This is a genomic window from Paenibacillus sp. FSL R5-0490, from assembly GCF_001956215.1.
Taxonomy (GTDB): Bacteria; Bacillota; Bacilli; order Bacillales; family Cytobacillaceae; genus Cytobacillus.
This window is the reverse complement of record NZ_MRTQ01000003.1, coordinates 170,428-190,983: the sequence shown is the minus strand read 5'-3', so window position 1 is coordinate 190,983 and position 20,556 is coordinate 170,428. Positions and strand designations below refer to the sequence as shown.

Annotated in this window: 18 protein-coding genes and 1 tRNA gene; 8 read left to right on the top strand and 11 right to left on the bottom strand. The window is 40.5% G+C overall.

Annotation, left to right across the window (positions count from 1 at the left end; translation table 11 throughout):
- Positions 1 to 85 precede the first annotated feature (85 nt).
- On the bottom strand, positions 86 to 1,258 hold the full coding sequence (locus tag BK139_RS03910) for a pyridoxal phosphate-dependent aminotransferase (protein ID WP_076256936.1): 1,173 nt from the start codon (positions 1,256 to 1,258) through the stop codon (positions 86 to 88).
- Positions 1,259 to 1,403: 145 nt separating this feature from the next.
- Between BK139_RS03910 and BK139_RS03905 the strand changes: the two genes are divergently transcribed.
- Positions 1,404 to 2,189, top strand: a complete 786-nt coding sequence (locus tag BK139_RS03905; protein ID WP_076256934.1) for a carbon-nitrogen family hydrolase — start codon at positions 1,404 to 1,406, stop codon at positions 2,187 to 2,189.
- A gap of 38 nt (positions 2,190 to 2,227) precedes the next feature.
- Here the strand turns inward: BK139_RS03905 and BK139_RS03900 are convergent, their stop codons facing one another.
- The 4 genes from BK139_RS03900 to BK139_RS03885 form a co-directional block, all read right to left on the bottom strand.
- Positions 2,228 to 2,809, bottom strand: coding sequence for a DUF2087 domain-containing protein (locus BK139_RS03900; protein WP_076256932.1), 582 nt, complete (start codon positions 2,807 to 2,809; stop codon positions 2,228 to 2,230).
- A gap of 112 nt (positions 2,810 to 2,921) precedes the next feature.
- Positions 2,922 to 3,422, bottom strand: coding sequence for a methylated-DNA--[protein]-cysteine S-methyltransferase (locus BK139_RS03895; protein WP_076256930.1), 501 nt, complete (start codon positions 3,420 to 3,422; stop codon positions 2,922 to 2,924).
- Positions 3,423 to 3,438: 16 nt separating this feature from the next.
- On the bottom strand, positions 3,439 to 5,253 hold the full coding sequence (locus BK139_RS03890; RefSeq protein WP_286147869.1) for a PAS domain-containing sensor histidine kinase: 1,815 nt from the start codon (positions 5,251 to 5,253) through the stop codon (positions 3,439 to 3,441).
- Positions 5,254 to 5,414: 161 nt separating this feature from the next.
- Positions 5,415 to 7,217, bottom strand: a complete 1,803-nt coding sequence (locus BK139_RS03885) for a methyl-accepting chemotaxis protein (protein WP_286147862.1) — start codon at positions 7,215 to 7,217, stop codon at positions 5,415 to 5,417.
- 496 nt (positions 7,218 to 7,713) lie between these two features.
- Between BK139_RS03885 and BK139_RS03880 the strand changes: the two genes are divergently transcribed.
- Entirely contained in the window at positions 7,714 to 8,754 is a 1,041-nt protein-coding gene (locus tag BK139_RS03880; protein WP_076256927.1) for an acyltransferase family protein, read from the top strand.
- A 292-nt stretch (positions 8,755 to 9,046) separates the two neighbouring features.
- Positions 9,047 to 9,120: transfer RNA gene (locus tag BK139_RS03875), tRNA-Arg, on the top strand.
- Positions 9,121 to 9,180: 60 nt separating this feature from the next.
- Here the strand turns inward: BK139_RS03875 and BK139_RS03870 are convergent.
- Genes BK139_RS03870 through BK139_RS03860 form a run of 3 tightly spaced genes read right to left on the bottom strand, consistent with a single transcriptional unit; the run spans position 9,181 to position 12,082 of the window.
- On the bottom strand, positions 9,181 to 9,900 hold the full coding sequence (locus BK139_RS03870; RefSeq protein ID WP_076256926.1) for a LutC/YkgG family protein: 720 nt from the start codon (positions 9,898 to 9,900) through the stop codon (positions 9,181 to 9,183).
- Positions 9,897 to 11,327, bottom strand: coding sequence for a LutB/LldF family L-lactate oxidation iron-sulfur protein (locus BK139_RS03865; protein ID WP_076256924.1), 1,431 nt, complete (start codon positions 11,325 to 11,327; stop codon positions 9,897 to 9,899). The genes BK139_RS03870 and BK139_RS03865 overlap by 4 nt, the downstream gene beginning before the upstream one ends.
- Positions 11,328 to 11,365: 38 nt before the next feature.
- Positions 11,366 to 12,082, bottom strand: a complete 717-nt coding sequence (locus tag BK139_RS03860) for a (Fe-S)-binding protein (protein WP_076256922.1) — start codon at positions 12,080 to 12,082, stop codon at positions 11,366 to 11,368.
- A gap of 204 nt (positions 12,083 to 12,286) precedes the next feature.
- On the opposite strand from BK139_RS03860, the gene BK139_RS03855 reads away from it, so the two are divergent.
- Positions 12,287 to 14,032, top strand: coding sequence for a B12-binding domain-containing radical SAM protein (locus tag BK139_RS03855; RefSeq protein ID WP_076256920.1), 1,746 nt, complete (start codon positions 12,287 to 12,289; stop codon positions 14,030 to 14,032).
- Positions 14,033 to 14,065: 33 nt separating this feature from the next.
- On the opposite strand, the gene BK139_RS23830 is transcribed toward BK139_RS03855, so the two are convergent.
- Both BK139_RS23830 and BK139_RS23825 read right to left on the bottom strand, forming a co-directional pair.
- Entirely contained in the window at positions 14,066 to 14,221 is a 156-nt protein-coding gene (locus BK139_RS23830; protein ID WP_175609051.1) for a hypothetical protein, read from the bottom strand.
- The gene (locus tag BK139_RS23825) at positions 14,221 to 14,382 is read right to left on the bottom strand and encodes a hypothetical protein (RefSeq protein ID WP_166672519.1); all 162 of its coding nucleotides are present in this window, start codon (positions 14,380 to 14,382) and stop codon (positions 14,221 to 14,223) included. Before BK139_RS23825 ends, BK139_RS23830 begins: the two co-directional genes overlap by 1 nt.
- Before the next feature lie 169 nt (positions 14,383 to 14,551).
- Between BK139_RS23825 and BK139_RS03850 the strand changes: the two genes are divergently transcribed.
- Entirely contained in the window at positions 14,552 to 14,899 is a 348-nt protein-coding gene (locus BK139_RS03850; protein ID WP_076256918.1) for a DUF3905 domain-containing protein, read from the top strand.
- A gap of 88 nt (positions 14,900 to 14,987) precedes the next feature.
- Here BK139_RS03850 and BK139_RS03845 read toward each other — a convergent pair whose 3' ends face one another.
- Positions 14,988 to 16,352, bottom strand: a complete 1,365-nt coding sequence (locus tag BK139_RS03845; RefSeq protein ID WP_076256917.1) for a TrkH family potassium uptake protein — start codon at positions 16,350 to 16,352, stop codon at positions 14,988 to 14,990.
- A 137-nt stretch (positions 16,353 to 16,489) separates the two neighbouring features.
- On the opposite strand from BK139_RS03845, the gene BK139_RS03840 reads away from it, so the two are divergent.
- The 3 genes from BK139_RS03840 (at position 16,490) to BK139_RS03830 (ending at position 20,447) form a co-directional block, all read left to right on the top strand.
- Positions 16,490 to 17,608 carry a CdaR family transcriptional regulator gene (locus BK139_RS03840; RefSeq protein ID WP_076256915.1) on the top strand — a complete coding sequence of 373 codons (1,119 nt, stop codon included), beginning with the start codon at positions 16,490 to 16,492 and terminating at the stop codon, positions 17,606 to 17,608.
- Between the two features lie 104 nt (positions 17,609 to 17,712).
- On the top strand, positions 17,713 to 19,125 hold the full coding sequence (glcD, locus tag BK139_RS03835) for a glycolate oxidase subunit GlcD (RefSeq protein ID WP_076256913.1): 1,413 nt from the start codon (positions 17,713 to 17,715) through the stop codon (positions 19,123 to 19,125).
- On the top strand, positions 19,122 to 20,447 hold the full coding sequence (locus BK139_RS03830) for a (Fe-S)-binding protein (RefSeq protein ID WP_076256911.1): 1,326 nt from the start codon (positions 19,122 to 19,124) through the stop codon (positions 20,445 to 20,447). The genes glcD and BK139_RS03830 overlap by 4 nt, the downstream gene beginning before the upstream one ends.
- Positions 20,448 to 20,556 lie beyond the last annotated feature (109 nt).

The following is a 20,556-nucleotide window of genomic DNA, read 5'->3' as shown; positions in this document are numbered from 1 at the left end:
CGAAATCTATTATTCAGTTAATTTAGAAATTTAATTAGAATTATGACAGTGCTTAATACTTTTGTCAATTTAATTTTTGAAAAAATTAAAATAGATCTAATTTTTGTATTCGCCTTACCGCTTCTTTAAGTCTTTCTTCAGATGTCAGCAAACCGGCTCTCACAAATCCTTCTCCAAATTGGCCGAACCCATTGCCTGGTGCAACTGCAATATGCGCTTTTTCCAGGAGATACTCAGAAAACTCTTCAGATGTATATGATTCCGGGACCTTAAGCCATGCAAAAAAGGAGCCTTGAGGCGCTTGTACATCCCACCCGATTTCCCTGAGACCGGAAATAAATGCATTTCGTCTGGATTCGTAGATTGAATTCAACTCTTTTACACAATCCTGTGAGCCTGACAGAGCAGATGCCGCAGCTTCCTGAACAGCTCCAAACAAGCTGACGTAAAGATGATCCTGCATCAGGTTCAGTGCTGCAATAACGCTTGCATTTCCAGCCGCAAACCCTACTCTCCAGCCAGCCATATTAAAGGTCTTTGAAAGAGTATAAATTTCAATTCCGACCTCTTTTGCCCCATCTGCCTGAAGAAAACTTACTGGTTTTTTTCCATCAAATCCAATTCCGCCATATGCAAAGTCATGAACGGTGCAAATACCATGCTTTCGGCTCAATTCGACTGTTTCCTGAAAAAAATCAATGTTTGCCACTGCTCCAGTAGGATTATTTGGATAATTAAGAAACATTAATTTGGCTGAATCAAGCTTCTCAGCTGGAAATTCACTGTAAACAGGCAAGAAGTTATTTTCCTCTCTCAGAGGCATTGTTACCATTTTTGCTTTAGCAAGCGCAACTCCTGACCAATAATCAGGATATCCCGGGTCCGGAACCAATACGCTGTCCCCGGGATTTAAAAGGCATTGAGGAATTTCAACAAGCCCTGCTTTGCCTCCAAAAAGGATCGCTATTTCAGTATCTGGGTCCAAATCCACATCATATTCCCTTTTATAAAAGTCAGCTGCTGCCTTTTTTAAATACGGGTAACCCTGAAAAGGAGAATACTTATGGTTTTGAGGGTTTTCGGCTGCACTATGAAGACGCTTGACAATATGCTCCGGGGTAGGCAGATCAGGATTTCCCTGTCCCAGGTTGATGACATCATGACCCTGTTCAAGCTTTTTCCCCACCTTAGCTGTCAAAGAGGCAAAAAACTGTTTTGGCAGACTTTTTAATAGTTCTGATTGCGGATAATTAATCAAATTGTTCACCTGCTTTTAAAAAAATGATTGAAAATATAGTCACAAATGATATAACGTAAATGATAAGTTGTAAAGTAAAATTTAGAAAATTTATATCTATCGGACTAATCATAACATAAGGAAAAGATGATTGCGGGGGAGTTAAATGAAATTAAAGGTTGCCTGTTTACAAATGGATATCGCCTTTGGAAAACCTGAGAAGAATTTTATAGCGGCTGAAGCCATGTTTAATAAAGCGCTTAAGTCCAATCCGGACATTTTGGTTCTTCCGGAGCTTTGGACCACAGGCTATGATTTGACCAGATTGGATGAAATTGCGGACCAGGATGCAGCCTTTGCACTGGCTTTTTTGAAAGAGACAGCACAAAAAAATAAGGTTCATCTGATTGGCGGGTCTGTTGCAAAGAAAACATCCGATGGTATATTTAACACGCTGCTGATTGTAGATAACAATGGAGACTTTATACATGAATACAGCAAGCTGCACTTATTTAAGCTTATGAATGAGCATCTCTATTTGAAAGGAGGGTCAGCCAGAGGAGAATTTTCTCTGGACAATAGGAGATTTGCAGGAATGATCTGTTATGATATCCGTTTTCCTGAGTGGGTGCGGAGCCATACAGCAGGGGGTGCAGAAGCTTTATTTGTAGTAGCCCAATGGCCATTGGCCCGGCTTGCACATTGGCGTGCGCTCTTGATTGCACGTGCCATTGAAAATCAATGCTATGTCATTGCCTGCAACCGTTCCGGCTCAGATCCTGCTAATGTCTTTGCTGGCCATTCGATGATTATAGATCCCTGGGGTGATGTGCTTTCTGAAGGCTCTGAAACTGAAGAAATCCTTCATGGTGAAATTGACCTGGATAAAGTGAAGGAAGTCCGCAGCTTGATTCCGATTTTTGATGACCGCAAACCGGATTATTACCGCTGAGGACTTTGTTTGCAGGGGGCCCTGTCAGGACCCCCTGCTTACCCTTCTATTTTTGCCCACATTTCAGGAGGGTTTAACTCGTAAATTCCATTTTCACGGTACATATAATGGTTGATTATAAATTCTCTGCGTATAGTAGCATAGTCTTCATGATACTGTTTGATATATTCGTTAAGCTCTTTTTCTTCATATTTTTTGCCCATTTTCAAGCCTTTAATTAAGTGCTCAAAAACCATAAGTTTCTTCTTTCTCTGGGCGGGAATATTCTTCAGCTTTCCATCCCGTGTAAAGAAATTTTCAATAACCTTCTGGTTTTCTGAATTTAATTCCTCCATTTTTTTAACCTCCTCTTTGTCTGCCAATTTTGCAAGAACACCTGACTGTTGTTTCAGTACAGATTCATTCAGGTAAAAATAAACAGTATTTTTATCTCTCCTTTGATAAACAAGGTTTATTTCCCGCAGTTTATTTAGGTGATGCGTAATAGTAGGCGGGGTTAAGCCAAGCTTTCCGGCTATCGCCTGGCCATGCAGCGGCCCTTTGGCAAGGAGAAAAACAATCCGGATTCTGGTGGGGTCTCCCATAGTCTTATAAAAAGCCACTAAACGATTTAATTGCATAATACAGAGCCTCATTTCGATTATCATCTAATTAGATATTAGTCGAACATGTTATCTCTCGTCAACAAAATTTAAGAAACAAAAAAATCACCCTAAGAGGTGATTTTGACAACTATTTAGCATAATTAGCCCCTTCAAGGGATAATAATATTTCTTTAATTTCTGTCCTGCTTCCTGCATACCCGGTTAGTGATTTATTTTTGCCGATAACACGATGGCAAGGAATAATGATTGGAAGGCGATTGGCCTTATTTGCCTGTCCAATGGCCCGCACAGCTTTGTCTTTCCCTATTTTAACAGCAATGTCATGATAGCTTCTTGTCTCCCCAAATGGGATGAGGCAAAGCTCTTTCCATACTGCTATTTGGAATTCAGTTCCATTAGGGTCAATTGGGAGATCAAAGGCCTTCCTATGTCCGTCAAAGTATTCCTCAAGCTGGAGAGCACACTTTTTTAACAAAGAGTCAGAGGGATTAAATTGCAATGATGAGACCTCTTCCCCTTCCAGAAAATCAGCTTCCCCCATGTATAAAGCCAAAAGGATTCCATTTTCTGCTACGATGTAAATGTCTCCAGCCGGTGTCATTTTCTTAGAATAAACTCTGCCTGTCATTTCATTCCCGCCTTTATTATGTGGGCAAATAGATGTGGAAAACAGTTCCTTCACCCAATTTGCTTTCCACTTCAATTGTTCCCTTGTGTTCTTCTACAATTTTATATGTAACCATTAAGCCAAGTCCAGTACCTCTTTCCTTTGTAGTATAGAAAGGCTCACCAAGCTTTTTTATTTTATGTGCAGGAATTCCAGTTCCTTCATCCCCTATGGATATGTGAACTTTTTGGTCCGATTCTTTTTGAATGGATACTGTAATATATCCACCCTTTGGCATGACTTCAATTGCATTTTTTATTATATTAATAAAAACCTTTTTCATTTGATTGGATTCACAGAAAACCCTGGGCAAGTTCTGTTCATAATAAGTTCTGAATTGAACATTGTGCAGAACGGCCTGGGCACTAAGAAGATCGACTGTTTCTTTCATGATTTGTGAAATGTCTTTTTCTACAAATTTGACAGCTTGAGGCTTAGCAAGAATAAGAAATTCATTAATAATTGAATCTATCCTGCTGAGCTCAGTGGTGATCACATTGAAATACATCGTATGATCTTCTTTAACACTGCCCTCCAAAAGCTGTATAAACCCTTTAAGGGCCGTCATAGGATTTCTGATCTCATGTGCAATCCCTGCTGCCAATTCTCCAATGACATTTAAGGTATCTGATTTACGAAGCTGCTCCTCCATTTCCAGCTTCTCAGTTATATCTTTAAACGTCGTCATACTGATATTAGAAAAAATATTCAGCTTGTTGGAAAACTCAAAAAATTTCTTTCTGCCTGATTTTAAAGTAATGGAAAGATTCCCGTCTGATTGCCCCTCTGAGTGTATGCTTCTTATCTGATCTTTTAACTCATCATCAGTTATATTGCAGTCATTCAAAATACTATGCAGTGATATCCCTACAAGATCCTCTTTTGACATCTGCAGCATTCTCTGGCCTGATTGATTAATATCGACTATTTGAAATTGATCGTTCCAGAGAAGAATACCTTCAAGAGCCCCTTCAAATATCATCCGAAATTTTTGCTCGCTTTCCCTTAAGCTTTTTTCCATGGCGTGACGCTCGCTGACATTTCTGAAGATTGTCATATGGTAGCCTTCAACAGAGTTCAATTTCACTGTAAACTCCAAAGATTTAAACTGTCCATTTGGCATTAGAAAAACAAGCTCATCCCTTATTGAGCCCTTAATGAACATCTCTTTAACAATGTTTCTGTATCTTTCCGATTTTTCATAGACAAAATCTTTCACCTGTCTTTTGATCAGTTCATCATGTGTACATTCAAAAATTCGGCAGGCAGCCTCATTAGCATCGATGATTTCACCATTACCACACCAAAAAATGATGCCATCCAGAGCTTCTATAAATAGGTCCGCATACAGCTCTTCATTCTTTTTCACTTTCCGTTCAAGGCGACGCTTACTCGTGACATCTCTTAATATACACATATAAAGACCGCTCTCATTAAGAGCGCTTGTAGTAAAATCAAACTCAATAATACTTCTGCCGCTATATACTGGAAGGATGCCCCTGACACTATTATTCTTCTTCAATAGCTCCTTTTGCTTCTCGAGCTTGAAATGCTTATTTTCCGGCACGATTTCACACAGGCTCCTGCCTATCAGCTGCTGTTTATCCATCTTTATACTCTCAGCAAATGATGGATTGACATCAACTATTTTCTCCTCGCTGTCAAAGATTAAAATTCCATCTTTTGAGTGAGAGAATAGATTATATTTAGACGAATTATCATTCGCCAACATATTATTTTCCTTTTCCAAAGTCTCAATCCTGGCATAGAGTCTCCTGATTTCCTGATTCATAATGACCACTCTATTTCCTCCTATTGGGATTTGCAATTAGTTAATTATTTCTACAAAATTAGACTAAAACCTTTAAATCTTAGGGAAAACTGTCTTAAATAATTATTAAGTGCTTTGGTTAGAAAGGAAGAGGCATACCCTATAACGAGTATGCCTGGATTTTACAGTTTGAATTTTGCAATCATTTCATTTAATTGTTCTGCCAATTCCGACAGAGACAGTGCATTATCTGAGATTTCCTCCATTGAATGGTTAGTCTGAGCCATTGATGCACTCGTTTGCTCGATGCCTGCAGCAGCTTCCTCAGATACTGCAGCAATATTGCCAATAGACTGGTTCATATGTGAAGAGTTAATTGATACCTGCTCGAGGCTGCGGGAAATATCGCTGACATTGGCAGACATCGAGTTAATTGCCTCATAAATTTTCTGGAATGTTTGTCCTGTCAGTTGAATTTGCTCCGTTCCCTTTTCAACTTGACCATAGCCTGTTTGAAGTGACACGGCTACACTGTTAGACTCTGCTTGAATACCTCCGACAATCTTGGTGATATCTGATACTGAATAGGATACCTGCTCAGCCAGCTTTCTCACCTCATCTGCCACAACTGCAAAACCTCTTCCGTGCTCACCGGCTCTGGCAGCTTCAATTGCTGCGTTTAATGCGAGCAGGTTGGTCTGGTCAGCAATTTCCTTTATAACTTTAACCAGCCTTGAGATTTGTTTGGTCTGGTCATCCAGCCCATTAACCTTGTCCACAGACGACTTCATAATCTGATTAATTAATCCCATTTGTTCCTGGGATTTTTTCATAAGCTTGTTTCCATCCTCAGTAAGCGATAACACCTCTGTGGAAGCACTCTTGATTTCTTTCCCGCTGTATGCTGCTTCTTTCACTTTTTCCAGGTACTCGTCCATCAATAAGGACAAACGTGTTGCAGATCCAGCCTGATCCTCAGCTCCTCCTGAAAGCTCCTGCATGGTTGAAGCAACCTGCTGACTGGCTGCTTTTACTTCATTTGCCGCAATATTCAGTTCTCCGCTTCTTTCTGAAACATATCCAGAAACTGCATTAATTTCCTGAATCATAGTCTGCAGTTTTTCTTTCATGGAATTCATGGCTCTGCTAAGCTGTGCTACTTCATCATTACCCTCATATTCTACTGAATCTGCATTGAGGTTTCCTTTTGCAATTTCATTTGAGAACTGTACGATTGAAGTTAATTTCTTTGAAATAATACGTCCTATAAAAACAATACTTGCGATTCCAAGAATGGCGGAAACGATGATTGAAATGCCAAGTGCTATCAAAGTTAGGATTAGACTGGATTTTGCAGAAGATACAGCTTTTTGCTGATCCTCTTTCATCATGCTGCTAAGGGTACTCAATTTTTCTACCGTTTCAGAAATAATATTATCTGCCTGCAATTTCCCAAGCCTATATTCTCTTTCATGCTGAAGTTTTACTTTTGGCTCAATGACATCATGAAATAAACTGGTGATTTTTTGATCATTTTCATCAATTTGCTTAAAAAGGTCTTTGGATTTTGTATTGATCAGATCCGGAGAAATTTCCTTCTTTAATTTATTAAATTCCTCTGTCAGCTGGTCAAATGTCTTTAAATGTTTTGGATTGGAGTCAATGATAAAGTTTCCAATCGTGCTCCCTTTATGGTGGAATGTGGCCGCTGATTCAGTAATTTTAATGGCTTTTTCTCCTGAATCCCTAACAGTCTCCATTTTTGAATTGGCAATTGTAAGCAGAAAAAAAGTAAGGACGGTTGAAACTGTGAATAGACCAATGGTCACAAAAAGCGCGACCCCATATTTCTGGCCAAGCTTCAGGTTCTTCCACCAGCTTGTGCCGGCCATTTTATTAAAAAACTTGCCAATATCTGGATTTTTAGACATGGATGAAGCTTTTCGTTCCTTTTTTCCTGATTTGAATTTCCTTAACCATTTCAATATACTTCCCCCTTTGTGATTTAACCGGATGCGAACAATTGAACTAGATTACTTCCTAATTCTTTTTTACTATTCTTTCAATTCATTATAATAGAACAAAAATGACATTTGAAGATTATTTTTCCAATTTCTTTTACTCCGGCACTTATCCGGGCATTTCCCTTTATGATTTCTTTCTGGGAAGAGCAGCTTTTCACAACTTGGCAGACTAAACGGACTGCTACCATTTATCTGAAACAATAGTGGCATTTAAATCAAAGGTTTTGAAACAGTCTTGCCAAAAATTTTTTCAACCTTATAAAATATAAGTTAGTTAGCCGTTTTTTTTATATAACAGAATTTCAAATCGTGTGATACAGTCATTATTAAAAATTTTTAATTTACTTTTTCTGTAAATAAAACCTCCTATTTACACGAGAAATGAAGTTTGCTTCATGTTAAAGTGGGTAAAGACAGATAGAGTAATTTTTTGGGGGTCTTTAATAGAGGAGGACATATGAAACAACGTGATTATTATTTCGACAATGCTAAGTTTATTTTGATCTTCTTTGTCGTTTTCGGGCATTTGCTCCGCTCTTTTATTGAAGATAATGAGACAATTTATACAGTATATAAAGTGATTTATACGTTCCATATGCCGGCATTTATATTGGTATCCGGTTTTTTTGCAAAAGGCTTTTATAAAAAAGGCTATATAAAGAAAATTGCTAAAAAGCTTATACTGCCATATATCATTTTCCAGGTTATTTATTCCGTTTTTTATTACTTTTTATATAATAAAGGCACCTTTGAGCTGGACCCTTTTAACCCGCATTGGTCATTATGGTTCCTGATCAGCATGTTCTGCTGGAATATCATGCTTTTATTCTTCGCAAAGTATAAAGCGGTTTACTCCCTGGCTGCCGCTTTTATCATAGGGCTTGCTGTAGGATATGCAGATTGGATTTCAAACTATTTAAGTTTATCCAGGACGTTTGTGTTCTTCCCGTTATTTTTATTGGGATACTACTTAAAGAAAGAGCATTTATATGCTCTATTCCAGCCGAAGTTCAGAATTAGTGCGTTTGCTATTTTTGCAGTGGTATTTATCGGTTTTTATCTTTACCCTGAAGTGGATTACAAATGGCTGCTTGGATCGAAGCCATATACTGAAATGGGTGCAGCTTCCATTGGGGCAGTCTTTACGAGATTGGGCTTTTATATCCTAAGCACAATCATGGTATTTAGCTTCTTTGCTTTCGTACCGCGCAAACAATATTTCTTTACTAACTTAGGGAAAAATACACTTTATGTCTATCTGCTGCATGGGTTCTTTGTACGGGTATTCAGAGAAAGTGATGTACAGGGCTTTTTCACTAAACCGGAGAACTTCCTGCTGCTTGCCGGCATATCACTGCTGCTGACCTTGCTTCTCTCAAGCAAGCTGATTACTTCATTTGCACAGCCAATCATTGAACTGAAGACATCACAGCTAAAGAAGCTGAAAGATAGATCAAGGGCATATGCCAGATTTTATCGTAAAAAACTTACAAGTTAGAAAAACAAACCGGCCCATGTATTACTGGCCGGTTTTTTACTTTAGGCATAACCATTGACCATTTTTGATTATGGGATTATAATAAGTAACTGTGTTACCAATTTAATTATTTTTACTTAACACAATTTAATTTATGCCATCATGTCTCAGTAGCTCAGCTAAGCGTAAACTTCCCTGAGATACATCCCTGCAGCTTTGTTTCGACGCATTTGCTCCTTGTATAGGCTTGCAGAGGAAGAAACAGGATATGCCAATAATATTTGTATTGCAAACAATTTAATTATTCCAACATGTCTCAGTAGCTCAGCTGGATAGAGCGACAGCCTCCTAAGCTGTAGGTCGTGAGTTCGAATCTCGCCTGGGACGCTCAAAAAAACGCCAACTTATGTTGGCGTTTTTTGTTGTCCTATAAAACAAAGTCAGGTGCTATAAATCATCTATAACAATATAAGCAGCCTTAACAGGCCCATGCACTCCCACAACAAGGTTCATCTCAATATCTGCTGAATTGCTTGGGCCGGTTATGAAATTAACGCATGAAGGAGCCAGCTCCCCTCTGCTCACTCTTTCCCTGATGAATCTTGCAGCCTGTGTCATGCGCGGAACAAGTGTGCTTTTCGGAATAAGGATAATGGAAGCAGCAGGCAGAAAACTGACTGACCGCCCATGGTCTCTGCTGCTGAACAGGACTGCTGTTCCGGATTCAGCCAGCGTAATTTCACTGATGGTGATGCCGATATTGGCCTTTTCTGCGTAATCAACATTAATTTCTCCAGCAGAATAATCCCATTGATATACTTCCACATTCTCTTTTGGCCAAATTTCCTCAAATAGCTGAGTAAGTCCAAACTGTCTATAACGGTCATCCTTCCAGGTCACTACTGGACCGCCTCCGTACTGGGCTGCAATCTCTTTAAGAGTTTCCGGCAAATTGACGGCTTTTGTTACAAGAAGATCAGTGTGTATTTTCGTGCACTGTGTTTTTAAAGCTTCAAGAAGCTCATCTGCATCTGCTTCTTTAAAGATGTAATCCTGAGGATTATAGCTCCACTTTGGCCTTTCAACTCCGGAAATTCTCTTTTCCCTTCCCAGTCTGCCTGCAATTTTATTTAAAAAAGCGTCCCGATTCTGAATAGTTCCGTTCACTGCTGTCCGCCTCCTTTTGGCCGGTTGTTGAACCAATCACGAAATCTTTCTTTATTAGGAGCCGGGAAATCCCTGATTTCTGTCCATGCCTTTAAAGGGCCGGGCCCCTTTGTAATTTTGTCGCCTGCTGTAAATGGATTCATGGCTGCCGGTGCCAGCTTAGATCCCAGTTTATAAAGGGACGGTGAAGCTGCCCCCAATCCAAAGGCCTTCATCGCCATCTTTTCCGATATTGGAGCCCTTCCTTCTTTTTCGACAATTACCTGCCGATGTTTGTGAAGCAGCTCATGCAATGGGATTTTGACTGGACATGCTTCTGTACAGGCCCCGCAAAGAGTGGATGCATAAGGCAATTCCTTATAATCATCATAGCCGCCTAAAAGGGGTGACAGAACCGCTCCGATCGGGCCTGAATAAATCGATCCGTAGGAATGGCCTCCAACATGCCTGTATACGGGACAAACATTCACACAAGCAGCACATCGGATACATTGCAGAATGGATTGAAACTCCCCTCCTAATATCGATGAGCGGCCATTGTCCACAATGACGAGGTGGAATTCCTCGGGGCCATCAACATCAAGTTCTTCTTTTGGACCAGTCAAAACAGTTATATAACTCGTTAGCTTTTGTCCAACCGCGCTCCTGGTCAGCATGCTGACCAGCACTTCCATTTCCTCGTAAGTAGGTACCAGCCTTTCCATGCCCATTACCGTAATTTGTGTCTTAGGCAAGGCTGTGACAAGATCTGCATTGCCTTCATTCGTCACTAAAGTGATTGAACCGGTTTCCGCAACTGCGAAGTTGCAGCCCGTAATGCCAACATCGGCGGTTAAGTATTCGTGGCGTAGCATTTCTCTCGCATGCCATGCAAGCTCTTCCGGCTTTTCTGTGTTCTGATAGTTTAATTTTTCTGCAAATACATCCCGAATCTGCTCTTTATTCTTATGAAGGGCAGGCGCTACTATATGTGATGGCGGGTCATGGTCATCCACCTGGAGGATGTATTCTCCCAAATCTGTTTCAATGACCTGGCATCCTGCATCTTCCAATACGGCATTTAAGTGGATTTCTTCCGTTACCATCGACTTTGATTTAACCACTTTTCTTGCATTCTTCTTTTCAATCACTTCCCGTATATAGGCAGAGGCTTCTTCCGCAGTTTCAGCAAAGTAAACGTGCCCTCCCCTTTTAGCTGCATTTTCGCTGAGCTGGTATAAGTAAAAATCAAGATTTTCAAGCACATGCTGGCGAATTTCTTCTGATAGCGAACGCCATTCTTCCCAATTTCCAAGTTCTGCGGCAGCATCAAGTCTTCTAGTCTGAAGCCTTTCCTGTGCACCTGACACTGCCCCTCTCATAAAGGAATTGCTTATTCCGGAATCTACACGATCCTTAAAGTCTTTTGTTCCTATTTTCATAGCCATAACTATTCCTCCTGTAACAAAGCATGTCCATTAATGACTCATCGGCAATTCAACACTTCGGCAATATGCATAACCCTTATTGGCTTTCCCTGCCTTCCGATCCTGCCTCCAATATTCATCAGGCATCCTGCGTCAGCTCCAATGAGGATTTCCGCTTCAGTCTCCTCTATATGCCCAACCTTCTCATCTACCATTTGTTCCGATATTTGAGCCATTTTCACGGAGAATGTTCCGCCAAAACCGCAGCATTGCTCTTTACCGGGAAGCTCTTCGAATTCCAGGCCCTTCACATTTCTTAATAATCTCATTGGCGCTTCTTTTACTCCAAGAAGCCTGGTCATATGGCAGGATGTATGATAGGTGGCCTTCCCATTTAACTTTGCCCCGACATCGTCCACATTGAGAACTTCAACGATAAATTGAGTAAGTTCGTATGTTTTTTCGGCAAGCTTTTTTGCCTTGGGCTCCCACACAGAGTCTCCCTTAAAAACATGCGGATACTCATGAAACATATAGGCGCAGGATCCGGAAGGGGAAACAACGTATTCTGCATGTTCAAATGCCGTGATCATCCTTTTCATGGCTTCCTTCGATTCCTTCACATATCCGCTGTTGTAGGCAGGCTGGCCGCAGCAGACCTGTGATTCCGGAAAATCTATTTCACACCCAAGCCGCTCCAGCAGTTCAACAGCTGCTTTGCCTGCATTTCCCTGAAACATATCTACCAGACATGTTGCAAAAAGACTTACCTTCATTCATTCCCTCTCCCAGCTAAATATTTTATTTTCTACTATCTTACTATAGTTTTAATACAAATTGTTGTATTTTTATAAATATTATAATAATATGTACAGTTTATCTTCCAATACATATGTCAATGTTTTACTTCCTTTTTTTCAGTCAAAAATATGATACAATTATATGATGTTTAAGTTGCTAAAAAGGGAGTTCAGAAATAAATGAAAGTTATTGCCAGTACGCTTAATGCTAAATATATTCATACAAATATTGCGATCCGCTATCTAAAGGCATACGCTCAGCCTGATTTCGATGTGGAATTAGCCGAATATACAATTAAAGATCCGGTAATGAATATCGTTACAGATCTGGTCCGCAAAAAGCCTGATGTGATCGGATTCAGCTGTTATATATGGAATATCGAGGAAACCATTAAAGTCATTAAGATGATTAAAAAGATTGACGCCTCCATTCACATTGTAGTCGGAGGACCTGAAGTGACATATGATGTTGCAGATTGGATGAACAATGTACAAGAATTTGATTACATTGTGATCGGAGAAGGTGAGGAAACCTTCAAACAGCTGCTGACGGAGCTGAACAGCACCATGAATATGGAAAATGTGCATGGTCTTGCTTTCAGGGAAAACGGCCAGGTTCGCATTAATCCACAGCGCAATAAGCTGGACTTGCGCGATCTTCCTTCACCGTTCCGGTTTGAAGAAGATATTCCCCACCTTTCTAAACGTGTCACTTATATAGAAACCAGCCGGGGATGCCCATTCAGCTGCCAGTTTTGCCTTTCCTCTATTGAAGTAGGTGTGCGTTACTTTGACAGGGAAAAAATTAAGGACGATATCCGATATTTAATGAAGAATGGTGCAAAAACTCTAAAATTTGTGGACCGCACATTCAACATTAGCCGCAGTTATGCCTTGGAAATGTTCCAATTTTTGATCGATGAGCATCTCCCGGGAACTGTCTTTCAATTTGAGATCACCGCAGATATCATGAGACCTGAGGTCATTGAATTTCTGAATAAGGAAGCACCACGAGGATTATTCCGATTTGAAATTGGCGTACAGTCGACAAACGACTATACAAATGAATTGGTCATGAGGAAGCAGAATTTTGACAAGCTTTGCCGAACAGTCACAATGGTAAAGGATGGAGGAAAAATCGATCAGCATCTCGACTTAATTGCCGGCCTGCCTGAGGAAGATTATGATTCATTCAAAAAAACATTTAATGATGTATTTGCCATGCGGCCGGAAGAGCTCCAGCTCGGCTTCTTAAAAATGCTGAGAGGCACCGGTCTTCGCTTAAGGGCAGAAGATCATCAATATATTTATATGGACCACTCACCATATGAAATATTAGGAAATAATGTTTTATCCTTCGATGACATCATTCGCATAAAACAGGTCGAAGATGTGTTAGAGAAATATTGGAATGACCATAGAATGGATGCAACTGTTGAATATTTGGTTACAAAAGTATTTCCGACTCCTTTCGATTTCTTCCAGGAATTCGGCAGCTATTGGGAGCAAAAAGGCTGGTCCCGAATTGGGCATCAGCTTGAGGATTTATTCAAACGCCTTTTTGAATTTCTTCAAACAAAAGAAATTGCTGATCTGGATATAGCTGAAGGACTAATGAAGTTTGACTATATTTCAAAACAAAAATATAAGCCCAGAAAGCCATGGTGGCAGCCAAGCTTTGAAAAATCCGAAAGGTCAAAACTTTACCAGTCTCTGCTCGAAAACCCAAACCAGCTGGGAGAAAGCTTCTTAAATCTCCAGCTGAATGAAAAAGAAATATACAAACATACCTTAAGTGAAAGGTTATCCTTTGATATCGAAAAGTATATTAATGAGGGATTAATTGAAAAGAAACACTCTGTTCTTCTTGCCTATTTCGATTCAAGCTCTGAAACAGTCTCTATCTTTTCGGGTCCTTTACTATAATGAAAAAACCGGCAGAAAAAAACTGCCGGTTTTTTAGCATTTATCCCGATCTTTCTTTTTATCTTTATCACGGTTCATAAAGGGCAGCTCGTAAAATTTCCCGGCATTTATATCCCCAAACTCCATGCCGAATTCTACGTTGGCAGAGCCATTCTGCCGGCTTGTTTTCCGTGGTTTATTTTGATCCACTAGGCTCTTCCCTCTCTCCCATGTTTGGAGTTGCGGTTAGCCATTTTCATGGGATTTTCTCCCTGGCTGAATTCTGCCGAAAACTCCGATTCCTGAAGGTTCTTCTTAGGCGTCTTGCTGTATTTTTCAACAGCATTATACTCAGCTTTTCGTTTTGCCATCCCAATCTCCTCCTGAGAAAATTTCTTCGTGTTAAATTATATCTTCAGCTTTAACACAGGTTTATTTTTAGTAAAATAATCGGTTTCATTCCTCACTGTGCCTTCCTTATTTTGCATTCATAAATTTTTCTCCAGTACAAAAAATAGAGTAAAAAGGAATGAGCCGCTTATGACAAATGAGAAGAAGTTAAATAAAAGCATTGGCATTGACGAGACACTTCCACATCAAATTGAAGCTCCGAGCTTCAAGGACACAGGCATGAAGCTTCAGCCTCCTTTCAAGAACTCTTTTGGCGTAACTATCGGGGACAGTCATTATTCCTCAAACAGTTCACCGCTGGAAAACTGGAGTGATGAAACAGATCCTGCAGTTATGGCTGGAGACGAATGGATTCATCCTACAAATGATATCGGCTGGAATACAACAGAAAACAAAGAACTCCTTGAAAGCAAAAAACCGCCTCAAGCATACCCTTTTATGCATCCGACTAAGGATGTCAGCCGCGGAACAGATTGAAATAGGGAATCGCTTTGCCTCGAAAGAACTGAGCGTTCTAACTGCAGAAATTAAAAGTAGTCCGGAAAAATATTCCGGGCTGCTTTTTTTAGCCAATAATAACCCGCTCTTTTGGATAATGGTAATTTGGCTGTTTTTCTTTTCCGCCTATAATAAATAAGAAAGAGGTTAATCCAATTCTTCCAATAAACATTAAGGCCATTATGATGCACTTTCCAACAATTGACAATTCAGGTGTTATTCCTAACGAAAGGCCCGTAGTACCAAAAGCTGAACAGACTTCGAAAATAATTTCAATAAGCTCCATCTGCTTTTCTGTAATGCTTAGTATGACTACAGAGAAAAAACACATTCCAATAGCAAGCAGTGTGATGGCAAGAGACTTCAGAATATCATCTTCATGAATTTCTCTTTTAAATATTTTTATATCCCGGTTTCCTTTTGCAAAGTGATAAATAAAAAGTATATTTACAGCAAAGGTCGTCGTCCTGATGCCCCCGCCGACAGAACTGGGTGACGCCCCGATGAACATTAAAATGCTCATTATGACGAGTGTAGGCATTGTAAACTCGTTAACATCCATGGTTGAAAGACCGCCGCTCCGGGTGGTAGCGGATTGGAAGAATGCATAAAAGAAGCTTTCATGCCAGGTCATGCCTTTAAAATATTGATTAAATTCCATGATGAGCAAAATAAGTGTTCCAAACACAAGAAGAGCTGCATACGTAACAGTCGTCAATTTTGAAAATAAGGAGAATCGAAAAGAGGGCTCCTGGTCCCATTTATTCCGAAATAAAAATTGCTTTAATTCGATAAGAACAGGAAAACCTATAGCTCCCAACGTAATCAGAATAATATTGATCAGCTGCACGAAATAATCGCCGGCATAAGGTTTAAGAGAGGCTCCTGTTATATCCATGCCTCCGTTGGTTGTTGCACTGACAGAGGCAAACAGCGCATGCAGAAATGCATCATCCCATGCAGGGTAATATTTTAGAAAATGAAAACCCAATATGAGCGCACCAAGCGTTTCAATTACCAATATTATTTTAATGATTTCTTTCACTAAATTGACAAGGCCTGACAAGGCATATTGATTATGATCGACCATGATGAGGCGGCGTCCTCTTAATCCAATCTTGCGGCCAAGCAGGAGCCAAAAGAATGTGCCCAGGGCCATGATCCCTATTCCGCCAAACTGAAGTATGAACATGATGACAAAATAACCAAAAACACTATAAGTTTCTGATATATTCACCACTGTCAGACCGGTAACACTGACTGCACTTACAGCAGTGAAAACCGTATCAATAAATGCAACCTCCACTCCCGGCTTATGTACAGCCGGTATTCTTAATAAAAGTACCGATACAGATACTGCCAATAAATAATATCCGGATATTACTTGGGCAGGTGTTAGTTTATCCAGCCAGCTTCTTACGTCTTTCCACATATCATACCTGTCCCCTTCAAAATTTTTCTAACCCTTATCATAATGAATATACCCGGTTTTTAAAAGGGATATTAGAAAATTCGCAGGAAGTTTTTTATTTATATATAATAAAATCAAAAACCAAAGGGAGATTTGATATGCTGCTGCCTGATCTGGCTGAAAAAATCATAGCTGAAGTCCGTCAGTTTCTTCAGGAAGATATCATAGTTGCCAATACGTGCGGAGTGATCATTGCAAGCACAGACGCCGGCAGAATAGGCAATTTTCATGAAGGAGCATTGCTTACTATAAAACATAAAGAAAAGCTGATTATTACAAGGAAGGATCAATCACGCCTTCAGGGTGTAAAAGCGGGTATTAACCTGCCGATCTTTTTCAAAGGGGAAACTGTTGGCGTTATCGGCATTACCGGAAATCCCGATGAAATTTCCCCTTTCGCAGAAATCATCCGCAAATTGACAGAGTTGTTTATCAGCGAAAGTTACTTTGCAGAGCAGCTCGATTGGCAGGCCCGCGCAATGGAAGGTTTTATGTTTGACTGGCTGCAGACTAAGGAGTGGGATCCCGCATTCAAAGAACGGGCTCATCTGCTGAAAATAAACCTCTCAGTGGACAGACAGGCATCTATCGCTGAATTCAGGCAAACTAGCCAATTGCTTCATCGTGATCTTTGGAATAGAATTTTATCCTGGAAGGAAGCAGGGCCCAATGATATTCTGATTCGCTGGGGCAATGATCGAATTGTCCTTTTAGCAGGGGTTTCTTCAGCAGAAAAAGATCGCAGCATAAGGGAAAAGATCACACGCTTCCATCGTTTTCTGGAAAACCTGCTTGCTGCCAAAGTAAGTATCGGCACCGGAAAACCATTGCCTCCCTTCAGTCTGTCCGAATCATTTATGCAGGCAGAACGAGCTTTAAAAATCGCAAAAGACCGGGGCACCATCATTTTTGATCAGGATTTGACCATAGAAATGATATTTGATGACCTTTCTCCGGAAACTAAGAAGGACTTTATAGAAAGAACCATCGGCACATTTATGTATGAAGAGGATCTTATGGTTACTCTTAAGGAGCTGTTCAGGCAAAATCACTCTTTGAAAAATACTGCTGAGGCCCTGCATATACATATTAACACCCTTCATTACAGACTAAAGAAAATATCAGAGCTTTCAGGACTGTATCCCTCAAATTTGAATGATTTAATGAAATTATTCATAGCTGTAAAGCTTTTGGAGGAAGGTACAAAAAATATTTAAAACACACCTTAATATTTGTATAATTATCCATAGCAGGGGTTCCCTGCTTTTTTTATACTTAAAGAATAGATATTGCCAGCCTATTATTAAAGGAGAGGATCTATTTGGTTGACGTACAAATAAAGGAAAAATTTATCGATATTGTTGGCGCAGAAAATTATGATGACTCAAAAGCCGGGCGCCTCGTTTATTCTTATGATGCCACTCCCAATTTCCAATCGATGCCAGATGCGGTGATCAGTCCCCGAAATGCTCAGGAAATTTCCCAAATCCTTAAAATTTGCAGCAGCAGAGGAATTCCAATCGTACCAAGAGGATCAGGCACCAATTTATGTGCAGGCACCTGTCCTACAGAAGGCGGAATTGTTCTCCTGTTTAAGCATATGAATAAAATTATTGAAATCGATGAAGAAAACCTGACAGCTACAGTACAGCCGGGTGTTATCACACTTGATATGATTAATCAGGTTGAAGCAAAAGGGCTATTTTATCCCCCTGATCCAAGTTCAATGAAAATAAGCACAATCGGCGGAAACATCAATGAAAATTCAGGCGGACTGCGCGGATTAAAATATGGTGTTACAAGGGACTATGTGATGGGGCTGGAAGCTGTACTTGCGAACGGAGATATTATCAGAACGGGAGGCAAGCTTGCAAAGGACGTGGCAGGATATGACTTTACCAGGCTGCTGGTTGGATCTGAAGGAACTTTAGGGATAATCACGGAAGCCACATTAAAGTTAATCCCGCTTCCTGAAGCAAAAAAGACCATGCTTGCTCTCTTTCAGGATCTGGAACAAGCTGCGAAATCCGTCTCAAAGATCATCGCTGACAAAATCATTCCGGCCACGCTTGAATTTTTAGATCAGCCAACACTAAAAGCAGTAGAGGATTTTGCACAAATCGGTTTGCCGACTGATGTTAAAGCTGTGCTTCTTATCGAACAGGATGGGCCGGTTGACGTTGTGGAAAAGGATATGCAAAAAATGGCTGAAATCTGCCAAAAGCAAGGAGCTGTATCGGTACAGCTTGCAAAATCCGAAGAAGAAGCCGAAGCCTTAAGGACAGCAAGGCGTGCCGCCTTATCTGCGCTTGCACGCCTAAAGCCGACAACCATTCTTGAAGATGCTACAGTGCCAAGATCTGAAATTGCCAATATGGTAAAAGCCATAAACGAAATTTCCAAAAAATACGGACTCTCCATCTGTACTTTTGGCCATGCCGGGGATGGAAACCTTCATCCGACATGCCCTGCAGATGCCCGGGATAATAATGAAATGGAACGGGTTGAAAAAGCTTTCGAAGAGATTTTTATCAAGGCGATCGAACTCGGAGGAACTATAACAGGAGAACATGGAGTAGGAGTCATGAAAGCTCCTTATCTTGAACTGAAACTGGGCCAGGCAGGGATTGATGCCATGAAGGCTGTAAAGACAGGCTTAGACCCCAATAATATTCTTAATCCCGGCAAAATTTTTGCCAAGGACAATAGAAAACGTGTGGTGGTTACACAATGACAACATTAAAAGAACAGACAATCATTCAGGAAGAATTTGTGAAGCGAATGGATGAAGATGAGCTCCTGAATTGCATGCGATGTGGCTTTTGTCTCCCTTCATGCCCTACCTATGTAGAGTCAGGCTTTAATGAAGCGCACTCCCCAAGGGGAAGGATTGCATTAATGAAAGCTGTTGCTGACGGATTGATTGAACCGGATGAAGATGTTGAGAGATCACTTGATCTTTGTCTGGGCTGCCGGGCATGCGAGCCTGTATGCCCTTCAGGGGTAAAATATGGACACTTGCTGGAAGAAGCGAGAGATATTATTAACCAGAATAAGAAACACTCGCTTCCGGTAAGGGCAGTTCGCAATTTGGTCTTTAACGGGCTTTTTCCCCATCAGAACAGAATGAGGGCAGCTGCAGGGCTTTTGGGCTTTTATCAGCGTTCAGGCCTGCAATCGGCCGCCAGAAAAACAGGGATGCTGAATTGGCTTCCAAAAAACCTCAGTGCAATGGAAAAGGTGCTTCCTCAAGCACCAAAATTAAAAGAAATGAAGAATAGGCCATCCTATTTCCCAGCAGATAAGCCAGTAAAGAAAGCCGCTTTTTTCACCGGGTGCTTAATGGACACGATGTTCCTTGAAACCAATAATGCAACAATAAAGCTTCTCCAGCTTGCCGGATGTGAAATTCATATTCCTCAAAATCAAGCTTGCTGTGGTGCTCTTCACGGTCATAGCGGCGAAAAGCAGACAGCTAAAGATCTGGCAAAGCGGAACATAGAAGCTTTTGAAAAACTGGACGCAGACTATATCATCTCAAATGCAGGAGGATGCGGGGCATTCCTTATCGACTATGGCCACCTGCTTAAAGATGACCGGGAATGGCACGAAAGAGCTGTAAAGTTTTCGGAAAAACTTAAAGATATCAGCCAGATTCTATATGAACTTGAATTTCATAAAAAAGTTCACCTTGAGCTTCCGGGGCAGGTCTTAACCTATCAGGATTCCTGCCATTTGCGCAATGTCATGAAAACCTCCATAGCACCTCGTTTCCTTCTGAAATCAATCAGGGGCATTGAATTCAGGGAAATGAAAGATGCAGACAGATGCTGCGGTTCAGCCGGTATCTATAATATTGTTGAATCTGAAATGTCTATGCAAATACTTGATCATAAAATGATTCAGGCCAAGTCAGCAAATGCTGCGGTGATTGTGACCTCTAATCCAGGCTGTCTTCTGCAGATGAAGCTGGGGATTGAACGGGAAGGTTTACAGCATAAGATTAAAGCTGTTCACATAGCAGACATCCTGTTAGAGGCTGCCTTTGAAAAATAAACATCATGCTTATGCCGAAATATTACCACTTATGAAAACCCCTTTTTAATTCATACTACAAATACAGAGGAATGGTAACTCTGTAAGACCAATAAAAAGGAGTTGAATA